15 protein-coding genes are annotated in these 18,259 nt (G+C 42.5%); 3 read left to right on the forward strand and 12 right to left on the reverse strand.

The window, feature by feature from the left end:
• From D0T87_RS10515 to D0T87_RS10535, 5 genes are all read right to left on the reverse strand, one after another.
• The gene (locus D0T87_RS10515) at window positions 1-795 is read right to left on the reverse strand and encodes a thymidylate synthase (RefSeq protein WP_163175081.1); all 795 of its coding nucleotides are present in this window, start codon (window positions 793-795) and stop codon (window positions 1-3) included.
• A gap of 99 nt (window positions 796-894) precedes the next feature.
• Window positions 895-2,154, reverse strand: a complete 1,260-nt coding sequence (cls, locus tag D0T87_RS10520; protein WP_163175082.1) for a cardiolipin synthase — start codon at window positions 2,152-2,154, stop codon at window positions 895-897.
• Window positions 2,155-2,167: 13 nt separating this feature from the next.
• Window positions 2,168-2,494: a DUF5056 domain-containing protein gene (locus D0T87_RS10525; protein WP_163175083.1), complete on the reverse strand. Its 327-nt coding sequence runs from the start codon at window positions 2,492-2,494 to the stop codon at window positions 2,168-2,170.
• On the reverse strand, window positions 2,475-3,026 hold the full coding sequence (locus D0T87_RS10530) for an RNA polymerase sigma factor (RefSeq protein ID WP_163175084.1): 552 nt from the start codon (window positions 3,024-3,026) through the stop codon (window positions 2,475-2,477). Before D0T87_RS10530 ends, D0T87_RS10525 begins: the two co-directional genes overlap by 20 nt.
• The gene (locus tag D0T87_RS10535; RefSeq protein ID WP_163175085.1) at window positions 3,023-3,613 is read right to left on the reverse strand and encodes a DUF6249 domain-containing protein; all 591 of its coding nucleotides are present in this window, start codon (window positions 3,611-3,613) and stop codon (window positions 3,023-3,025) included. Before D0T87_RS10535 ends, D0T87_RS10530 begins: the two co-directional genes overlap by 4 nt.
• A gap of 109 nt (window positions 3,614-3,722) precedes the next feature.
• Here D0T87_RS10535 and D0T87_RS10540 point away from each other — a divergent pair, with 109 nt between their 5' ends.
• Both D0T87_RS10540 and D0T87_RS10545 read left to right on the forward strand, forming a co-directional pair.
• The gene (locus D0T87_RS10540; RefSeq protein WP_163175086.1) at window positions 3,723-4,991 is read left to right on the forward strand and encodes an rRNA cytosine-C5-methyltransferase; all 1,269 of its coding nucleotides are present in this window, start codon (window positions 3,723-3,725) and stop codon (window positions 4,989-4,991) included.
• 75 nt (window positions 4,992-5,066) lie between these two features.
• Window positions 5,067-5,585: a hypothetical protein gene (locus D0T87_RS10545; protein ID WP_163175087.1), complete on the forward strand. Its 519-nt coding sequence runs from the start codon at window positions 5,067-5,069 to the stop codon at window positions 5,583-5,585.
• A 26-nt stretch (window positions 5,586-5,611) separates the two neighbouring features.
• Here D0T87_RS10545 and D0T87_RS10550 read toward each other — a convergent pair whose 3' ends face one another.
• The 5 genes from D0T87_RS10550 to D0T87_RS10570 form a co-directional block, all read right to left on the reverse strand.
• On the reverse strand, window positions 5,612-6,817 hold the full coding sequence (locus tag D0T87_RS10550) for a TolC family protein (RefSeq protein ID WP_163175160.1): 1,206 nt from the start codon (window positions 6,815-6,817) through the stop codon (window positions 5,612-5,614).
• 157 nt (window positions 6,818-6,974) lie between these two features.
• Window positions 6,975-10,067, reverse strand: a complete 3,093-nt coding sequence (locus D0T87_RS10555) for an efflux RND transporter permease subunit (RefSeq protein ID WP_163175088.1) — start codon at window positions 10,065-10,067, stop codon at window positions 6,975-6,977.
• A gap of 132 nt (window positions 10,068-10,199) precedes the next feature.
• The gene (locus tag D0T87_RS10560; protein ID WP_163175089.1) at window positions 10,200-11,423 is read right to left on the reverse strand and encodes an efflux RND transporter periplasmic adaptor subunit; all 1,224 of its coding nucleotides are present in this window, start codon (window positions 11,421-11,423) and stop codon (window positions 10,200-10,202) included.
• Between the two features lie 201 nt (window positions 11,424-11,624).
• The gene (locus tag D0T87_RS10565) at window positions 11,625-12,038 is read right to left on the reverse strand and encodes a DUF6769 family protein (protein ID WP_163175090.1); all 414 of its coding nucleotides are present in this window, start codon (window positions 12,036-12,038) and stop codon (window positions 11,625-11,627) included.
• Between the two features lie 112 nt (window positions 12,039-12,150).
• A complete protein-coding gene (locus tag D0T87_RS10570) occupies window positions 12,151-13,785 on the reverse strand; it encodes an ABC-F family ATP-binding cassette domain-containing protein (RefSeq protein ID WP_163175091.1) in 1,635 nt (544 codons plus the stop codon).
• 158 nt (window positions 13,786-13,943) lie between these two features.
• On the opposite strand from D0T87_RS10570, the gene D0T87_RS10575 reads away from it, so the two are divergent.
• Window positions 13,944-14,345 carry a response regulator gene (locus tag D0T87_RS10575; RefSeq protein ID WP_163175092.1) on the forward strand — a complete coding sequence of 134 codons (402 nt, stop codon included), beginning with the start codon at window positions 13,944-13,946 and terminating at the stop codon, window positions 14,343-14,345.
• 243 nt (window positions 14,346-14,588) lie between these two features.
• Here the strand turns inward: D0T87_RS10575 and gdhA are convergent, their stop codons facing one another.
• Together gdhA and D0T87_RS10585 are read right to left on the reverse strand one after the other, a co-directional pair.
• Window positions 14,589-15,926, reverse strand: coding sequence for an NADP-specific glutamate dehydrogenase (gene gdhA / locus D0T87_RS10580; protein ID WP_163175093.1), 1,338 nt, complete (start codon window positions 15,924-15,926; stop codon window positions 14,589-14,591).
• Window positions 15,927-16,092: 166 nt separating this feature from the next.
• Complete coding sequence (locus tag D0T87_RS10585; RefSeq protein WP_163175094.1) at window positions 16,093-18,207, reverse strand: prolyl oligopeptidase family protein; 2,115 nt, start codon at window positions 18,205-18,207, stop codon at window positions 16,093-16,095.
• Window positions 18,208-18,259 lie beyond the last annotated feature (52 nt).

Here is an 18,259-nt window from a genome sequence, read left to right on the forward strand (position 1 = left end):
TTATACCGACACCTTGCCTGCTATATGTGGGTGAGGGTCATAATTAACGAGTTCGAAGTCTTCGAATTTAAAGTCGAAGATATCTTTTATCTCAGGATTTATTTTCATCTGAGGAAGTTTCCTAGGCTCGCGACTTAATTGAAGTTTTACCTGTTCCAGGTGGTTTTGATATATGTGAGCATCTCCGAATGTATGTACGAATTCTCCGGCTTGCAATCCAGTTACCTGAGCTACCATTTGTAGTAGCAAGGCATAAGAGGCGATATTGAAAGGAACTCCCAGGAATATATCTGCACTACGCTGATAAAGTTGCAAGCTTAATTTCCCGTTGGCAACATAGAACTGAAAGAACATATGGCATGGGGGAAGTTTCATATTGTTCAGGTCGGCAACATTCCATGCACTAACCACCATACGGCGTGAATCCGGATTATTCTTAATGGTATTTATTACTTCGGTAATCTGATCAATGTGTCCTCCCTGATAGTCCGGCCAGGAACGCCATTGATAGCCGTAAACGTGTCCTAAGTTTCCGTTTTCGTCTGCCCATTCATTCCAGATACGTACACCGTTGTCTTGCAGGTATTTAACGTTCGTATCGCCTTTCAGAAACCATAGGAGTTCATGAATAATGGATTTCAGGTGAAGTTTCTTGGTGGTCAGGCAAGGGAAACCATCGTTAAGGTCGAAACGCATCTGATGTCCGAATACACTGATTGTTCCTGTTCCCGTACGATCTTCTTTTTGTGCACCTTCTTTTAGCACTCTGTCTAATAAATCCAAATACTGCTTCATGATTAATCTCCTGGTTGAGTTGTGTGCAAAGATAATTGTTATTTTTGTAAGTAGTCACTCATGTTGTTTTATATTTTTTGAACCGCAGAGTTGCGCGGATTATATGAATGGCGTGAATAAATGTGCAAACCAGCCAACGAAACGTCTCCATTTAGAGCGTTTTTTCCATCCTTCTTCTGTCATGATAGTGCTTGCTTCTTTATCTTCCTCAAACATATCAATCAGCTCTTGGGTAGTCTCTTTATCGAAGATGAACGCATTGGTTTCGTAATCGTAGCGTAGGCTTCGGCTGTTCAGGTTAGTGGAACCTACTGTGCAAAACGACTCATCTATCATCATAATCTTGGAGTGATGGAATCCGTCATCGTACATATAAACTTCTGCTCCTTTTTTCATAAGTTTATGCGAGATGTAGAGAGAAGCTTCCGGAGTGAAAGGAATATCAGACTTGGAAGAAATCATGATCTCAACATCCACCCCTCTTTCAAGGGCTTTCCTGATTTCTTTTTTGATTGATTTCGTCGGTACAAAATAAGGATTAATAATTTGAACCTTGAATTGAGCTACATTAATAGATTTAGCTAGGGTGCGGCGCATTTGTTTCGGCGATTTTCTGGCCCAGCGATCTACAATAGCCACCTGCTTTCCTTGTCTGTCGGGAGTGGACTGTGGAAAATAAGCATCCCCTCCAATCACTTCTTTGGTTTCTTTTTTCCACATGGCCAGGAATATTTTTTGCAGATCATGAACGGCACTTCCCTCAATGCGTACATGCATATCCCGCCACTGACCGATTTTGGGTAGCCCCTGAATGTAGTAATCCGCTATATTCATTCCACCTGTGTATCCAATGCCCCCGTCAATTACCACGATCTTTCTGTGGTCCCGGTGGAATACATGATTGATATAAGGAAATTTGATCGGGTCGAACTTAACGATTTGGATACCGGTTTCCCGTATCGCTTTCAGATGCTTCTTTGTAAGCGGTTTATTGTTTGAAGAGTTTCCAAACGCGTCGAACATCAGGCGGACTTCCACGCCTTCCCCGGCTTTCCGGGCAAGAATCTCGAATAAGGTATTGGCTATGGAGTCATTCCGGAAGTTGAAATACTCCATGTGTATGTGATGTTTGGCCTGTTCTATGATGGGAAACAAGTCATTAAACTTTTCGGCTCCGCTTTTAAGTAATTTGACGCTATTGTCTTCTGTTACCTGTATGCCCGATTCGATGAGATAGCGGCGAACGATCGAATCGCTACTTAAAACAACATTTTCTACTTCTTTTTGTATGGCCAGGCTATCTTGTGCCTGAATGTTTCCTACAAAAAGAAGTAGAAAAAGGATAATGAATACTCTCAAAACTTTTTATTTTTTAATCCGTAGCTATAATTTTGCGTACGCCTAAGAATAATAATACGGTGCCGGCGATCATCAATGACCTGATGTCAAGGTTGGCCGCTCCATATTCTACCATTGATGTGAAGGTTTCGCGTAATACACTTCCTATAGCTTGTAAACCATCTAGTGCGAAAAATAAGATAAGGGCTACCGCACAACAGCAGGTGGTCCATATCCTGGAGATCTTGAGACTACGGTCCGGCAGGTTCTTTATCACCCGGCGGGAGAATCCGTTGTCGGCAATTTCTTGTTTATGCTCACTGAAAAACTGTTTCAGGAGTTTATCGTCCATTTCCGTCATAACCATTTTCTTTTAAATACATTGCTAACTTTGTTTTTCCCCTCGACAAGTGCGATTTTACCGTTCCTGGAGGGCATCCGATGATACCCGCAATTTTGTCTATACTGGTATCTTCCATATAGAACAGTGTGATGCAGGTTCGTTCCACTTCTTTCAGCGTTTTGAGCGATTGGTAAACGTCTTGCTTCTGACCATAATTCTCTTGTTCGGTCTGATGCGTTCGGTCTACCTCATAACTATCCAGGTCAGCTGTATCTTTTCGACTGCGAATATAGTCATAAAAAATATTATACGCAATTCTGTATAGCCATGTTGAGAAGCTGGACAAGTTTTTAAATGATGCTATATTTGTATATGCTTTGATAAACGTGTCTTGGGCCAGGTCGTCACTCAATTCGCTGTCGCCGCAGGTCAGGTTCAGAAAGAATCGCCGTATGGGCGATTGGTATTTCTTCACCAATTGGTTGAAGGCCCTGGTGTTCTTGAACACCACGACCTGTGCGACTAACGATATATCATTGAGTTGACTCATTCTTCTATAGAGATATTATTGTCGTCGTTGTATCGGTCTTTTTTGTTGTTTTTCTTATTGTCCTGAGTGTAGTGAATCACAATCTGTCCCAGTCCCATGAACATAATCAGCAGCCCGATGCATCCGATACTGAATTCGCCTGTGATGGCCCATAAGAAAATGAATAGTCCTACCCCGGTGAATGTGTTAGTAATACCTTTTTGCAATGTACCACTTTCGGCTTTTGTTTTGAAGAAGTCCTCCGGTATGGGTTGTCCGGCCGCAAGTGCTTGTTCGGCCAATTTGTATTTCGCTCTTCTATTTTTGTATTTGAAATAGAACGCAATGAAAACAATCAGAACCGGCATACCGAATGTGCATACAATAGCTATAATCGGAATGGCCATTGCGGAATCCATGCTAAAGTCTGAGAAAAAATCACTGCTTCTGGTTCTACTTTTCTCTCCGCTATGGTTCGTGTCGGGAGTGTCAGTGTATTCAATCTGCGTATCGGTGACCGATTGTTGAACTGCACTGGTGTCAACTTGCGCTGCTACGGTAATGAGGCAGGCGATAATTGCAATGAGTAATAAAGTAATTCGTTTCATAATAATATCTGAATTTTTGTTTCTTTGTATGTTAGACGTAGTTAATATCACTGAAAGTTGCAAAGAGACGATTTTTTTTTCATATTTGCATTCATTAACGAACGAAAAGATGAATTTACCTGCTGAATTTGCAGAGCGGACACGTGCGTTGCTGGGAGATGTGGAGTATAAAAAGTTGGTTTCTGCGCTGGCAGAGGAAGCACCTGTGAGTATTCGTTTAAATCCCCGGAAACAAAAGGAAGTAGAACCGTCTATTGATCGGGAACGGTTTACCCCCGTGCCTTGGTGTGCCGGTGGCTACTATTTAGACGAGCGTTTAACCTTCACCTTCGACCCTCTTTTCCATGCTGGTTGTTATTATGTTCAGGAAGCCTCTTCTATGTTCCTTGAACAGGCAATGAGGCAACATTTAAATGAACCGGTTACTGTGCTTGATCTTTGTGCAGCTCCGGGGGGGAAGTCAACTCATATACGTAGTTTGTTGCCGGAAAGCAGCCTGTTGGTGGCTAACGAAGTGATTCGTAATCGCTCTCAGGTTTTGGCAGAGAATTTGGTTAAGTGGGGGCACCCTGATGTAATGGTAACCAATAATGATCCTGCAAATTTTGGAAAATTAGAGGAGTTTTTTGATGTTATCTTGGCCGATGTACCTTGTTCCGGTGAGGGTATGTTTCGGAAGGATTCCGGCGCTATCGAAGAGTGGAGTCCGGAAAATGTAGACGTTTGTTGGCAGCGCCAGCGTCGTATAATTACCGACATCTGGCCTTGTCTTAAACCCGGGGGAATTTTAATATATAGTACCTGTACATATAATACGAAAGAAAATGAAGAAAACGTTTCCTGGATCATCAAGGAGCTTGGTGCCGAACCATTATCTGTAAGTGTTCCGGAAGATTGGGGGATTACGGGTAACTTATCTGAGGGCGATTTTCCGGTTTATCGTTTCTTGCCGCATAAAACAAAAGGAGAAGGATTTTTTCTGGCGGTATTGCGTAAAGAGGGAGAAGGAGAATTTGAACGTTCCGGCGATAAAGAGGCTCTTGTTCGTAAGCATCTCAGGGTAATAAAAGATTCTGGTGTTGAACCGGGGACTTTGAAGGGAAAGGACCTGATTCCATCGCATGCCCAGGCCATGAGTCTGACTCTGGAATCGGAAACTTATCCATCCTGTGAACTTACTTATGAGCAGGCTATTGCTTATTTACGCAGAGAGGCTATCGTGCTGGATGCATCAGTGCCTCGTGGTTATATATTAGTGATGTATAGGAATCTCCCTTTGGGATTTGTAAAAAATATAGGTAATCGTGCAAATAACCTTTATCCGCAGGATTGGCGTATTCGTAGCGGGTATTTACCTGATATAGTGAGAGTATTATAATATAGTGTTTTATTGTTAATATTATTAGATTATCTTTATGAAAAAAAACAACAACTTTGTTGATGCTGTTTTGCATTGACATTATTATCTGCGACAACCGTTTGTGCTCAGCACAAAGTGAAGCCTTTTGAACATCTGTCTTTCTCAGTGAATGCCGGAACGCTTGGTGTCGGTGTGCAAGTTGCTGCTCCGGTGAATCAGTACTTGTCGTTGAGGACGGGGTTGATGATGTTTACTTATACGTATAATTACGATTACGATGGTGAATATGAAGGGTATAACTATGAGGTGCCAATGAAAGCAAAAGCCAATATGGTTAACGGATTATTATTGGCTGATGTGTTTCCTTTCCGTAATAAACGTTTTCATGTGACGGGAGGTTTTTATATGGGTACTTCGGATATTATTAAAGTATCGGCCAAAGCTGAGATTGATTACCCTATAGAGATTGGGGGCATTCTAAAAAGTTCAACGCATTTTGATTTTTGCATTGGACTTTTACCCCAAAAGTCCAACGCAAACTACCTGAAAGTCCAACGCAAAAATCTTTTTCCGTTGGACTTTTCAGGTAAATGCGTTGAACTTTTTAAGTAAGTGCGTTGGACTTTTCAAACTTATACTTAAATCCTGTTCTTATAGATATTCGCCATTACTTTTTGATATTGATTCTGTAATTGCAAATAATTCAGCTTGCTTTGATATACTACAGAAACCTCTACGAAGTATTCTATCATTGAGATTTCTCCTCCTGTAAGTGCTTCTTTCAGTATAGCCAGATTCGCTCCTCCCGCATGGAAACCTGATTGCAATGCCTCGCCACCAAATGTTTTTTCATACTCATCCATTGTTGTGCGGAGCGTCCGGGCCTCTTTGTATTGTTGTATCAGTTCCGATTCAATCTGTAGCGTTGTGCTTTCCTTCTGATAATTGAGATTGAGCGATTGTGCCTTTGCCATCTTCACTTTATTCCGGTTTTCAAAAAGTGGGATAGAAAAGCCGACCACTACACCATTGAAAGGCTCGCCCGATTCTGTATTACGCCGATATCCCAGTTCAAGTTTGGGCAGCCATTGTGATTTGTTGATGCTGACCTGCTTATTCGCAGCTTCGCTCTCTCTTAGTAATGCCATCAATGCATAGTCTGATGATAAAACCTCGTTCCTTAATTGCTCATAATCTGACGGAAGGACCACCAAAGGATAAATCGTTTCATTGAATTCTATGGGAGTATTTCCATTCAATGTATATAGCTCTTGTAGTTTGTTCTGTAAGGTAGATTCATTCAAATTAGCTTCTGTCCTTACATTTAGTAATTCGAGATTTATCTTATTCGTTTCTATAATATTGGCATCACCTCTTTTTAGTCTTTCGGCATACATGACCGAGAGTTCCTGAGCGTTTTTTAATCTCTCGTCGAGGATCTCTTTTTGTTGGCGGAGCATGATGATATCTAAACAAACCTCTTTTGCCTGAAGCAAGATATCCCTGCGGGTTATCTCGGCCTGACTATCGAATGCTCCCATTTTCAACTTATTCAATTTATGACGACTGGCGTATAGAGTGGGGAAGTCGAAGCTTTGTGATACCACCATTTCACTGATTGTAGCATCGCCTGCTCCCCACATGTGCGCATATGAAAAGGTGGGGTCGGGCAGGTTATTATCGGTTTTGGCCTCCAGCTTTTGTGAGGATATCAGCTGTTCACTAGCCTTCAAATCTTTATTATTTATTTCAATACTTCTGAGTATATTATCTATACCCGTGGTTTGAGCATGTACTCCTGTAGTTGCCAGGAGTGCTGCAAATATGATATTTATTGGTTTCATTTTACTCATTATTGTAGGGTTTTGATGTAAATGATTTACTGTAGGGGCGGTTCGCGAACCGCCCGAAAATGGCTTCCTGTGTATTCTGGGCATTGGGCGGTTCGCGAACCGCCCCTACAGTTAACCTATTTCCCGTTTCCTTCCTTTCCAATCCGTTTTACTTATTTCCATTCCGTTTATGCATCATTATATAAACTATCGGTATGATAAACCCATTCAGGAAGGTTGATGTTAACAGCCCACCCAGAATCACTTTCGCCATTGGACTTTGGATCTCATTTCCTGGCAGATCGCCATTCAATGCCAGCGGAATAAGTGCCAGAGCCGATGTGAGGGCAGTCATAAGGATGGGATTCAAGCGGTCTAATGAACCACGAACCACACTTTCGTATATACTTAACCCTTCTTCCTCTTGCAGGTGATTATAGCGATTCACCAATAACATTCCGTTTCGGGTAGCGATACCGAACAAAGAAATAAATCCTATGATGGCAGGTATGCTAACCTCTCCTGTAGTCAGCAGTAAGCTGAATACCCCCCCGATTAGCGCAAGTGGTAGGTTGATTAGAATAATACCCGATTGTTTCATGCTGCGGAACTCATTAAACAACAGCAAGAAAATGACTATGATAGACATGAGCGAGGTAAGCAGTAGTGTGCGGCTTGCCGCTTGTTCACTTTCGAACTGTCCGCCATATTCAATGTGGTATCCTTCGGGTAACTGAATCTGGTTATCCACCTTCTTTTGAATATCGTTTACCACGCTTCGCAAATCCCGGTCGGCAATGTTGGCCGAGATAACTATCTTCCGTTTTACATTTTCACGGCTTATAGTATTAGGTCCCATAGATGATTGGACGTCTGCAATATAATTCAACGGAATCTTTTTCCCATCAGACGTATCGATCATTAAGTCGGCAATTTTGTAAGCCTTATCACGACTCTCATCATTCACTTTGACAGTCAGGTCGAAGCTCTTTCCTTTATCGTATACAAGAGATACGACCTCACCTGCCAGGTTTACATTAATGAACTCTGAGAATTCCGGTAAGCTGATGCCATATTTGGCCATCAATTCTCTTTTAGGTGTAATCTTCAGTTGCGGACGTTCAATCTGTTGTTCCACATTCAGGTCGGCTATACCTTCTACATCGGTGATTGCATCTTTGATTTCATTACCCAACGAGAACATTTTGTTCAGGTCGTCGCCGAAGAGTTTAATGGCAATATTGGCTTGTGTACCCGATAGCATGGCGTCAATACGGTGACTGATGGGCTGTCCGATCTCTATGTTTGCTCCTGTAATAGTACCCAACTTTTCGCGTACTTCGGTCATAAACTCACTGCGCGAACGTTCATCCAGTTCAAAAGGTGCTTCTATCTCGGAAACATTCACCCCTAAAGCATGTTCGTCTAATTCGGCGCGACCGGTTTTACGAGCTACAGTTTGTATTTCAGGAATGGTCAGAAGAAGCTGCTCGGCGCGTAGCCCTAATTTATCAGATTCTTCAAGTGAGATTCCCGGTAAAGAACTTACGTTTATCGTTAACGACCCTTCGTTGAATGGTGGAAGAAAACTACGTCCTAACGTAAAGAACAGTCCAAATGCAATGATAAACAGTCCGATAGTAGAACCCAGTACAATACGTTTACGTTTCAGTACCCAAGTCAGTGCTTTCTCATAAAAGCCTTTTAACCAGACGGCTACAAATGCTTCTTTGGGCAGTTCATCCTTTTTATTCTTTGTCAGCAAGTAACTGCAAAGTACGGGAGTCAGTGTAAGTGCAATAAGGGTTGAAGCAGATAGTGCCACAATAAAAGCAATGCCCAGTGGTACCAGCATACGTCCTTCCATTCCTGTGAGGAAGAATAACGGAACGAAACTGGCAATGATGATAAGAGTTGAATTCAGGATCGGCATGCGGACCTCTTTCGAAGCATTAAATACAACTTCTATTCCAGGCAACTGCTCTTCTTTGGGTTTCATCCGGTTCTCGCGTAAGCGTTTGAATACGTTTTCCACATCTACAATAGCATCGTCTACAAGTGAACCTATGGCAATGGCCAATCCTCCGAGACTCATGGTGTTGATGGTCAAGCCCATGTAGTGAAGTGTCAGTATGGAAATGATGATAGATATAGGCAGTGTGACCAGCGAAATCACAGTTGTACGTACATTGCCCAGGAAGATGAACAATATGATGACAACAAAAATACCTCCTTCAATCAGTGACCGCTGGACATTGCCGATAGACCCTTCGATGAACCGGCTTTGGCGGAAAATATCTGTTGATACCTTTACGTCCGCAGGCAGATTCTTTTGTAAATCCTTAAGCGAAGCTTCCAGCTTATCTGTTAATTCCAATGTGCTGGTAGCCGGTTGCTTGGTTACGGTCAGTAATACTGCCGGTTTTCCTCTCTCCGATGCAGTGCCGAGTTTAGGCGCTTTGGCTCCGATACGTATGTCGGCTATATCTTCGATCATGACGGGAACGTTATCTATTGTTTTCACAACGGATTTACCGAGTTGTTCCACATTGTTTGTCGATAGCATTCCCCGGATGATATACTCATTGCCATATTCGTAAAGCACCCCGCCGTTGGCATTGAGATTCATATCGCGGGTTACATTCATAACTTCATTGAGCGTAACTCCGTAATGTTTCATTCGTTCGGGCGAGAGGAGTATCTGGAATTCTTTTATATCTCCTCCAAGCACGGCCACCTGTGCAACACCTCCGGTGGATAACAAACGTGGACGGATGGTCCAGTCGGCAATCGTGCGCAGGTCGAGCATGGAGGTCGAGTCGGCAGTCAACCCAATGATGAGCATCTCACCCAATATAGACGATTGTGGGCCTAGCGTGGGTTTGCCTACATTGGATGGGAGTGATTCGTTAACGACTGCCAACTTCTCGGAAACAATTTGCCGGGCCAGATAAACATCTGTGCTCCAGTCAAATTCTACCCATACAACAGAAAAACCGGTGGTCGATGAAGAACGTACACGGCGTACATCTGTTGCGCCGTTTACGGCGGTTTCTATTGGAAAGGTTACCAGTTGTTCTACTTCTTCCGCAGCCATGCCATTGGCTTCGGTCATGATCACCACGGTTGGAGCGTTCAGATCGGGGAAAACATCGACCTCTGTATGTACGGCGGTGTATGTTCCCCATATCATTAATAATACGGCGACTGATAAAACGACCAGTCGGTTATTGAGTGAATATCGTATAATTTTGTTTAGCATAAATCAATTTTGAATTTTGAATTTTGAGTTTTGAATTGTCTTTTGCTTCCAATCAAGTGTGATTCTGTCTGCATAGCCATTCAAAATTTAAAATTCAGAATTTATAATTACAACTGAACTCGTTCAGTTGCTTTAGTGTTCATGACTATGTGCAGGTAATACATTGCTAGCCGATGCAAGCTTCACCTGGTAAGCGCCGTGTGTTACGACACGGTTCCCGGCGGCGATTCCACTAAGAATTTGTATATTCTGCCCATTGTCAGCTCCTAAAGTAACCTCTTGCTTCTTGTAACATTCATCGTCCAGTTGCAGATATACAAAGTAACTGCCCTGTTCTTCGGTTATCGCTGTATGTGGCAATGAAATTGTATTGTTAATAGGAGAGGACAGGAGATATATCTCTACGAAAGAACCCGGAAGAACATCGCCTTTATTATCGAACTCAAAAGTAACCGGAACATAATAGGCATTATCACCTGAAGATTTTCCGAAAGACAGGAGTTTACCTCCCAGTTCCTTCAGTTGGTATACCGTGTTGTTATACGGGGTTTTGAAATTGGCTGAAGAGATGGTACGAAGATATGGATAATACTTTTCTGAGACTTCGGCACGCAGGAAGAGTCTCCGGCTTTGGGTAATGCTGACCAAAGGTTGTCCCAACTCTACATAGTCGCCTTCTTTAACCAGGATACTTTTAACAAATCCGGAAATAGGCGAAGTTATGGTTTGCCCGCCTGCTGAGTGGTTTTTTGCCATAGCTTCATAGCTGATCCGGGCATTTTCATAGTTTTGCTCTGCCTGGTTGAAGTCTTTTTGTGATACGATCTGGCTTTTTACAAGCGGTTGCATACGCTCATATTCTTTCTTTGCCATTTCGTATGCAACACGGGCTTTTTGTACGGGATCTCCATCTACCATATTCTTGGCAGATACGGTAAGCAGTGCTGTGCCACGGCTTACATCCATTCCTTCCAGTACTTTGTTTCTGAATGAAACGACTCCGGCAATGGTGGCTACAGCCGTGGTTTCATCACCTTGAGCCGCCAATACCTGTCCGCTGGTTTTAATCACCTGATGAAAGGTGCCGGCTTGTATGGCTTCGGATTTCACACCGGCTGCCAGGGCTTTATCTTTGGGAAGAACGATTTCGTCACTGTTGCCCCCTTCTTCGTGTCCGTGGTTATGGCCTTCGTGACTATGTTCGGTGTGATCGTGATCATGGTCGCAACCTTCATGCTTATGAGCTTCGGTAGCATGATTGTGCTCTTCGTGATTATGTGTTTCGCTATTATTAGAATTATTGCATGAGCCTAACAGGAATAATCCTAAGACTCCTATGAATATTGCTTTTTTCATATTGTATATAATTGATTGCTTGTAGGGGCGGTTCGCGAACCGCCCGAAAATGATTTCCTGTGTATTCTGCGTATTGGGCGGTTCGCGAACCGCCCCTACGGCAAATAACTTGCAAAGAGTAATTCTGCAATATGGATTTAACGAATTTACGCGGGTTGGGATAAAACTATATCCTCGCTGCGGCGCGTTGCCGCTAAATTGTTAAATCGTAAATAAACAAGGAGGTGCGCGAAGACCTGCGGCACATGTGATGTATGTGCCGTGAAGAGATTCCAGATAAGCATAATCTCGATGGATATCCCTCTCTTCGGGTTGGGTAAGGAACCTGAGAAGTGGTTCGGTGAATAAGGTTGTGATATAGAAGTACTGAGGTTGTACCTCTTCTAATTGATTAGTAGGAACAGACGATTCGATATGGGTCATACAGTCGCTCGTGCAACACGGATCGTCTTTATGGTGGTGGTGTTGATGATCGCAAGGACATTCCGTGTCCTTAATATCATCTTTCATGCATATAATACCGTTGCTATGGTGATGATGAGGAATAAGCGGGGCTACCAGCATAATCATGCAGGTAATCATCAGAAAATATAGGATGTATCGCTTGTCTTTCATCACTTTAGCTTGTCTAACAGTGGCAAAGATAGTTTATTTAGTTGAAAATTGAAAGTTGAAAGCTGAAAGTTACCATGCGGCATCGTAACTTTCAACTTTTAACTTTCAATTTTTAACTTCGCTCAAGTTCCTTGAGTGAATTCATTTTCTTCTTTTCCAGGAATTCGTAGATGCCACTCAGGTGTTCGACCACTCGTTTATTTCCAAACTCAAAGACCTTCGTTACAAGGCCATCCAGGAAGTCGCGGTCGTGTGATACGACGATCAAAGTGCCATCGAAATCTATCAATGCTTGCTTAAGAATATCTTTTGTCTTCATATCCAGGTGGTTCGTAGGCTCGTCAAGAATAAGAAGGTTTACGGGTTCCAGCAAAAGCTTTATCATAGCCAGACGGGTTCTTTCTCCTCCTGAAAGCACTTTTACTTTTTTAGTCGATTCCTCTCCACCGAACATAAATGCGCCAAGTAAGTCGCGTATCTTATTGCGGATATCTCCTATGGCCACATCATCTATGGTTTGGAAAACAGTGAGTCCTTCATCTAATAGGGACGCCTGATTCTGCGCAAAATAACCAATTTGTATGTTATGCCCCAAAGTTAATGTACCACTATGTTCTATTTCTTTCATAATACATTTAACCAGGGTCGATTTACCCTCGCCATTCTTGCCGACAAAAGCAACTTTGTCTCCTCTTTCTATGGTAAGTGAAGCATTGCTGAATACCAGATGATCTCCATACGATTTCCCAACACTCTCCATAATCACCGGATAGTTGCCCGAGCGGGGAGAAGGAGGAAATTTTAACCTTAAAGCCGATGTGTCTTCTTCGTCCACTTCAAGTATTTCGAGCTTTTCCAACATTTTCACGCGACTTTGTACCTGTAGCGTTTTTGAATAGGTTCCTTTGAAGCGTTCAATAAACTCTTTGGTTTCGGCAATGAACTTCTGTTGCTCCTCGTAAGCCTTTTGTTGTTGCTCGCGACGTTCTTTGCGTAGCTCAAGATACTTACTATAATTTACTTTATAGTCATATATACGTCCCATGGTTACTTCGATGGTACGCGTAGTAATATTATCTACAAATTTGCGGTCGTGGCTGATTACGATCACCGCTTTGGCACTATTTATGAGAAAGTCTTCCAGCCATTGGATCGATTCGATATCCAGGTGGTTTGTAGGTTCGTCGAGTAACAACACATCCGGTTTTTGTAACAGGAGTTTAGCCAGTTCAATGCGCATACGCCATCCTCCACTGAATTCACTGGTCTGTTTGTTGAAATCGGCACGTGTAAATCCGAGTCCGAGGAGTGCTTTTTCTACGTCCTCTTCATAATTGGTTGAGTCGATCGTATAGAACTTTTCGCTTAAGGCGGATACTTTCTCGATCAGCTCCATATAGCTATCGCTCTCATAATCAGACCGTGTTGCCAGTTCATTGTTCAGTTGATTGATCTCTTCCTCCATTTTGTGGAGATGTGCGAAAGCTTGTGCTGTTTCCTCGAATACCGTTTTCCCATCTTCTGTCATCAGATGTTGTGGCAGATAGGCTACGACACAATCTTTAGGAGTTGAAATTTTTCCCCTGCTTGGCTGTCTGGCGTTGGCCAGAATCTTCAATAAAGTACTTTTCCCAGCTCCGTTCTTACCCATCAAAGCAATCCGGTCTTTTTCGTTTATTACAAAAGATATATCAGAAAAAAGAGTTGTTCCACCGAACTCTACGGTTAGTCCATCAATTGAAATCATGGTGTTTGTATATGGTTCTTTTAGTTTAATTAGATAGAAAATACAAGTTCACTTTAAAAATGAGGTGCAAAGATAAGCATTTATATGATTTTTTTTCCTAACTTGCACCCCGAATTCGAATGTACAAGAAAATAGCATAATAATACAATAAGATTGTTATGGAAACAACAAACAATGCACAGGACTATCGTCCTTTAATATTAGTGGCCGAAGATGATGACAGCAACTTTAAATTAATAAAAGCTATTATCGGAAAGAAATATGATATTGTCTGGGCAAAAAATGGCGCTGAGATGGTGGAGAACTTTAAGGAACACCAAGGTAAAGCCGCTGCTGTCTTGATGGATATCAAGATGCCGATAATGAATGGGTTAGAAGCAACCAAGATAATTCGTGGTATGTCTCCTGAAATACCTATTATCATGCAAACGGCTTATGCATTTAATAGTGACAGGGAAAGTGCGATGGAGAGCGGTGCTACTGAGGTATTGGTAAAGCCGATCACATTGGCAGCATTGAGAAACTGCCTGAGCAAATACTTCCCGGAAGTTAAATGGTAATACATTGAATATAATATTAAAATAAGGTATCCTTTATGGGTACCTTATTTTTTTGTAGAGATTTAACTTCACAAAAAAAAAGCGTTACCTTAACCTTCACAGGCGAGCAGGTAACGCACCACAAATACAAATACAACTAAACAAAGTTCCCTTTTAGAGTTGACAGTTGATAGTTAACAGTTGACAGTTAGCTGCGCTGTAATTCTGCATAGTAACTGTCAACTATCAACTGTTATCTATCAACTAAATATATCCTTGTCCTATCATTGCATGGGCTACTTTCATAAAGCCTGCAATGTTGGCGCCTTTCATATAATTAATATAACCATCGGGTTCTGTACCGTATTTCACGCATTGTTCATGAATGCCGTGCATAATACTTTTCAGTCTTTCGTCTACTTCTGTTGCTCCCCAGCTCAGGTGCATGGCATTCTGTGACATTTCCAAACCTGAGGTAGCAACGCCACCAGCGTTAACCGCTTTGCCCGGTCCGTACAGAATTTTATGCTCAAGGAATGCTTCGATCGCTTCAGGAGTACATCCCATATTAGATATTTCGCCTACGTATTGTACGCCGTTATTAATCAGGTTTGCAGCATCTTCACCGTTTAGCTCATTTTGGGTAGCACATGGCAATGCTATATCTACTTTTACCTCCCATGGACGTTTGCCCGCAACAAATGTTGAACCAGGGAATTGGTCTGCGTAAGGAGCAACAATATCATTGCCTGACGAACGAAGTTCAAGCATATAATCGATCTTTTCTCCACTAATCCCTTCCGGGTCATAGATATAACCGTCAGGACCTGATATAGTAACCACTTTAGCACCTAGTTCATTCGCTTTTAGGGCAGCACCCCAGGCAACGTTACCGAAACCGGATAAAGCTACTGTCTTACCCACCATGGTTTCGCCACGGGTCTGGAGCATATCATTAACAAAATATAGTCCGCCGAATCCGGTTGCTTCGGGACGAATCAATGATCCGCCGAATTCCAATCCTTTTCCGGTAAATGTTCCGGTAAATTCGCGGGTGAGTTTCTTGTACATACCAAACATATAGCCAACTTCACGACCGCCCACACCAATATCGCCCGCAGGAACGTCCATATCCGGGCCAAGGTGACGCCACAATTCCAGCATAAAAGCCTGGCAGAATCGCATAACTTCTCCGTTGCTCTTACCACGTGGAGAGAAATCAGATCCACCTTTACCACCACCCATAGGCAAGGTAGTCAGTGCATTTTTGAATGTTTGTTCGAAACCTAAGAACTTCAGGATAGAGAGAGTTACTGAAGCATGAAAACGAATACCGCCTTTGTAAGGGCCAATGGCGTTGTTGAACTGTACACGATAGCCAAGGTTTGTTTGCACTTCACCTTTGTCGTCTACCCATGTCACGCGGAAAGTAAAGATACGATCCGGTTCGACCAATCGTTCGATAATTTTCGCTTTCTCGAACTCTGGATGCTGATTGTATATATCTTCGATGGAAATAAGCACTTCCTTTACGGCTTGAAGATATTCAGACTCGCCGGGATGTTTGGCCTCTAGTGAGGACATGATTCGTTCGATATTCATAATATATGTTTTTAAGGAGGTTTCTGATAAAATGTAACCTATCTCTATGCAAATATAGATATTCTTTTGTTATTCGCAAATGTAAATGGCCTATTTTTGAATATCGAAGTGATAAAATGATATTGTTGATATTGTTGGGCGGTTCGCGAACCGCCCAACAACATTATTAGAAATTAGGTTTCATTCCCAGGTTGTACATGATGAATCCGTAAATATCTGCTTGTTCTTCCAGTATTTTTGCGATAGGCTTTCCGGCTCCGTGTCCTGCTTTGGTTTCAATGCGGATGAGGGTTGGGTTTGTTCCATCGTTGCATGCTTGTAGCATGGCTGCAAACTTGAAAGAATGTGCCGGTACTACGCGGTCATCATGGTCGGCTGTGGTAACCAGGGTTGCCGGATAAGTCGTACCCGGTTTCAGATTATGCAGCGGTGAATAACCTTTGAGGTATTCAAACATCTCTTTGCTGTCTTCGCTTGTGCCATAATCGCTTGCCCAGTTCCAGCCGATGGTAAATTTGTGGTAGCGAAGCATATCCATTACCCCCACCTGTGGTATGGCTACCTGGAACAGTTCGGGGCGTTGAGTCATACAAGCGCCTACCAGAAGTCCACCGTTTGAACCACCTACAATAGCGATCTTCTTGCTATTGGTATATTTGTTATCAATCAGATATTCGGCTGCTGAGATGAAGTCGTCGAATACGTTTTGTTTCTGCATTTTGGTGCCGGCTACATGCCATTCTTCACCGTATTCGCCACCACCACGGAGATTAACTTGTACATAGATACCACCGTTTTCCAGGAATGGAATGCGTGAGGTTGAGAAGCCAGGGTTCAGACTGATATTGAAACCACCGTATCCATACAGATATACCGGGTTGTTGCCGTCTTTAACCATATCTTTTTTATACGTAAGGAACATCGGTATTCTTGCACCATCTTTGCTGCTATAGAATATCTGTTCGGTAACGAAATCGTCGGAGTTGAATTTCACTTTCGGAGCACGAAGCAATTCGTATGTGTTCTTATCTATATCATATATATAGGTAGCACCCGGATTAGTGAATGATGTGAATGAGAAGAAACACTCTTTATCATCCTTATCTCCACTGAAACCTACGGAACCTAAAGAAGGTAGTGTAATTTCGTGTACCAGTTTGCCATTCAGGTCATATACGTAGGCATGGTTTGATGCATCCTGATCGTAAGTCATTATGAATTTGTTGCCAATAACGCGCATGCCTGATAATACGGATTCGGACTCCGGAATAAATTCCTTCCAGTTTTTCAGTTCAGGTTTGTTGATGTCGGCTACCATGATTTTACCTTTGGGGGCATTCTCATTGGTATAGAAATAAGCTTTATCTCCAATGTTTTCTACGAAAGAATATTGATTATCCAGTTTTGCATCTTCGGCGATCAATACTACCGGTGCATTCTTTTTGGTCAGGTCTTTCATAAACATTCTGTTACCGCGACCTGCTCCTGATTCATAGATGATCATCATCTTCTCATCATCGCTTACGCTGGCATAGTAGAAGCGTTTGGGGAATGCCGGGTTGGTGTATACCAATTGATCTTTCGATTGTGGTTCGCCCAGTTTATGATAGTAAATCTTATGATTCTCGTTTACGTTCGAGAACTCTTTTCCTTTTTCGGGCGAGTCATATGCACTATAATAGAAGCCATCACCTTGCCAGCTTGCTCCCGAGAACTTAGCCCATTCAATGTGGTCGCTGGTTAGATTACCACTTGCCAGGTCCATTACAAATATTTCTCTCCAGTCCGATCCGCTGCGTGAGATGGTATAGGCCAGGTATTTTCCGTCATTAGAGAAGGAAATGCCCGATAAAGCTACTGTTCCGTCATTCGACAGCTTATTTGGGTCGAGAACTACGCGTGGTTCGCCATCCAATGTATCCTGTACATAAAGTACGCTTTGGTTTTGCAAGCCATCGTTTCTATAGAAATAATATTTACCATGTTTTTTAAACGGAGTACCGATCTTCTCATAATTGGTCAGTTCGGTAAGGCGCTCCTGTAATTTCTGGCGGAAGGGTATTTGTTTCAGGTACTCGAATGTTACTTTATTTTCCGCTTCAACCCATGCGGCTGTAGCTGCCGAGGTATCGTCTTCCAACCAGCGGTATGGGTCTTGAACTTGCGTACCGAAATACACGTCTACAGTGTCTACTTTCGCCGTTTCGGGGTAGACCAGCTTTTTTTGTTGAGCACAGGATATGGCCATAATTCCGGTTACTAACAGGATAATTTTTTTCATAATAGTAGTTCTTTAGTTACTGTTGAAAGCAAAGGTATGTTATTTTTCTTAA

Source organism: Bacteroides sp. 51 (genome assembly GCF_010500965.1).
In the GTDB taxonomy this organism is placed as follows: Bacteria; Bacteroidota; Bacteroidia; order Bacteroidales; family Bacteroidaceae; genus Bacteroides.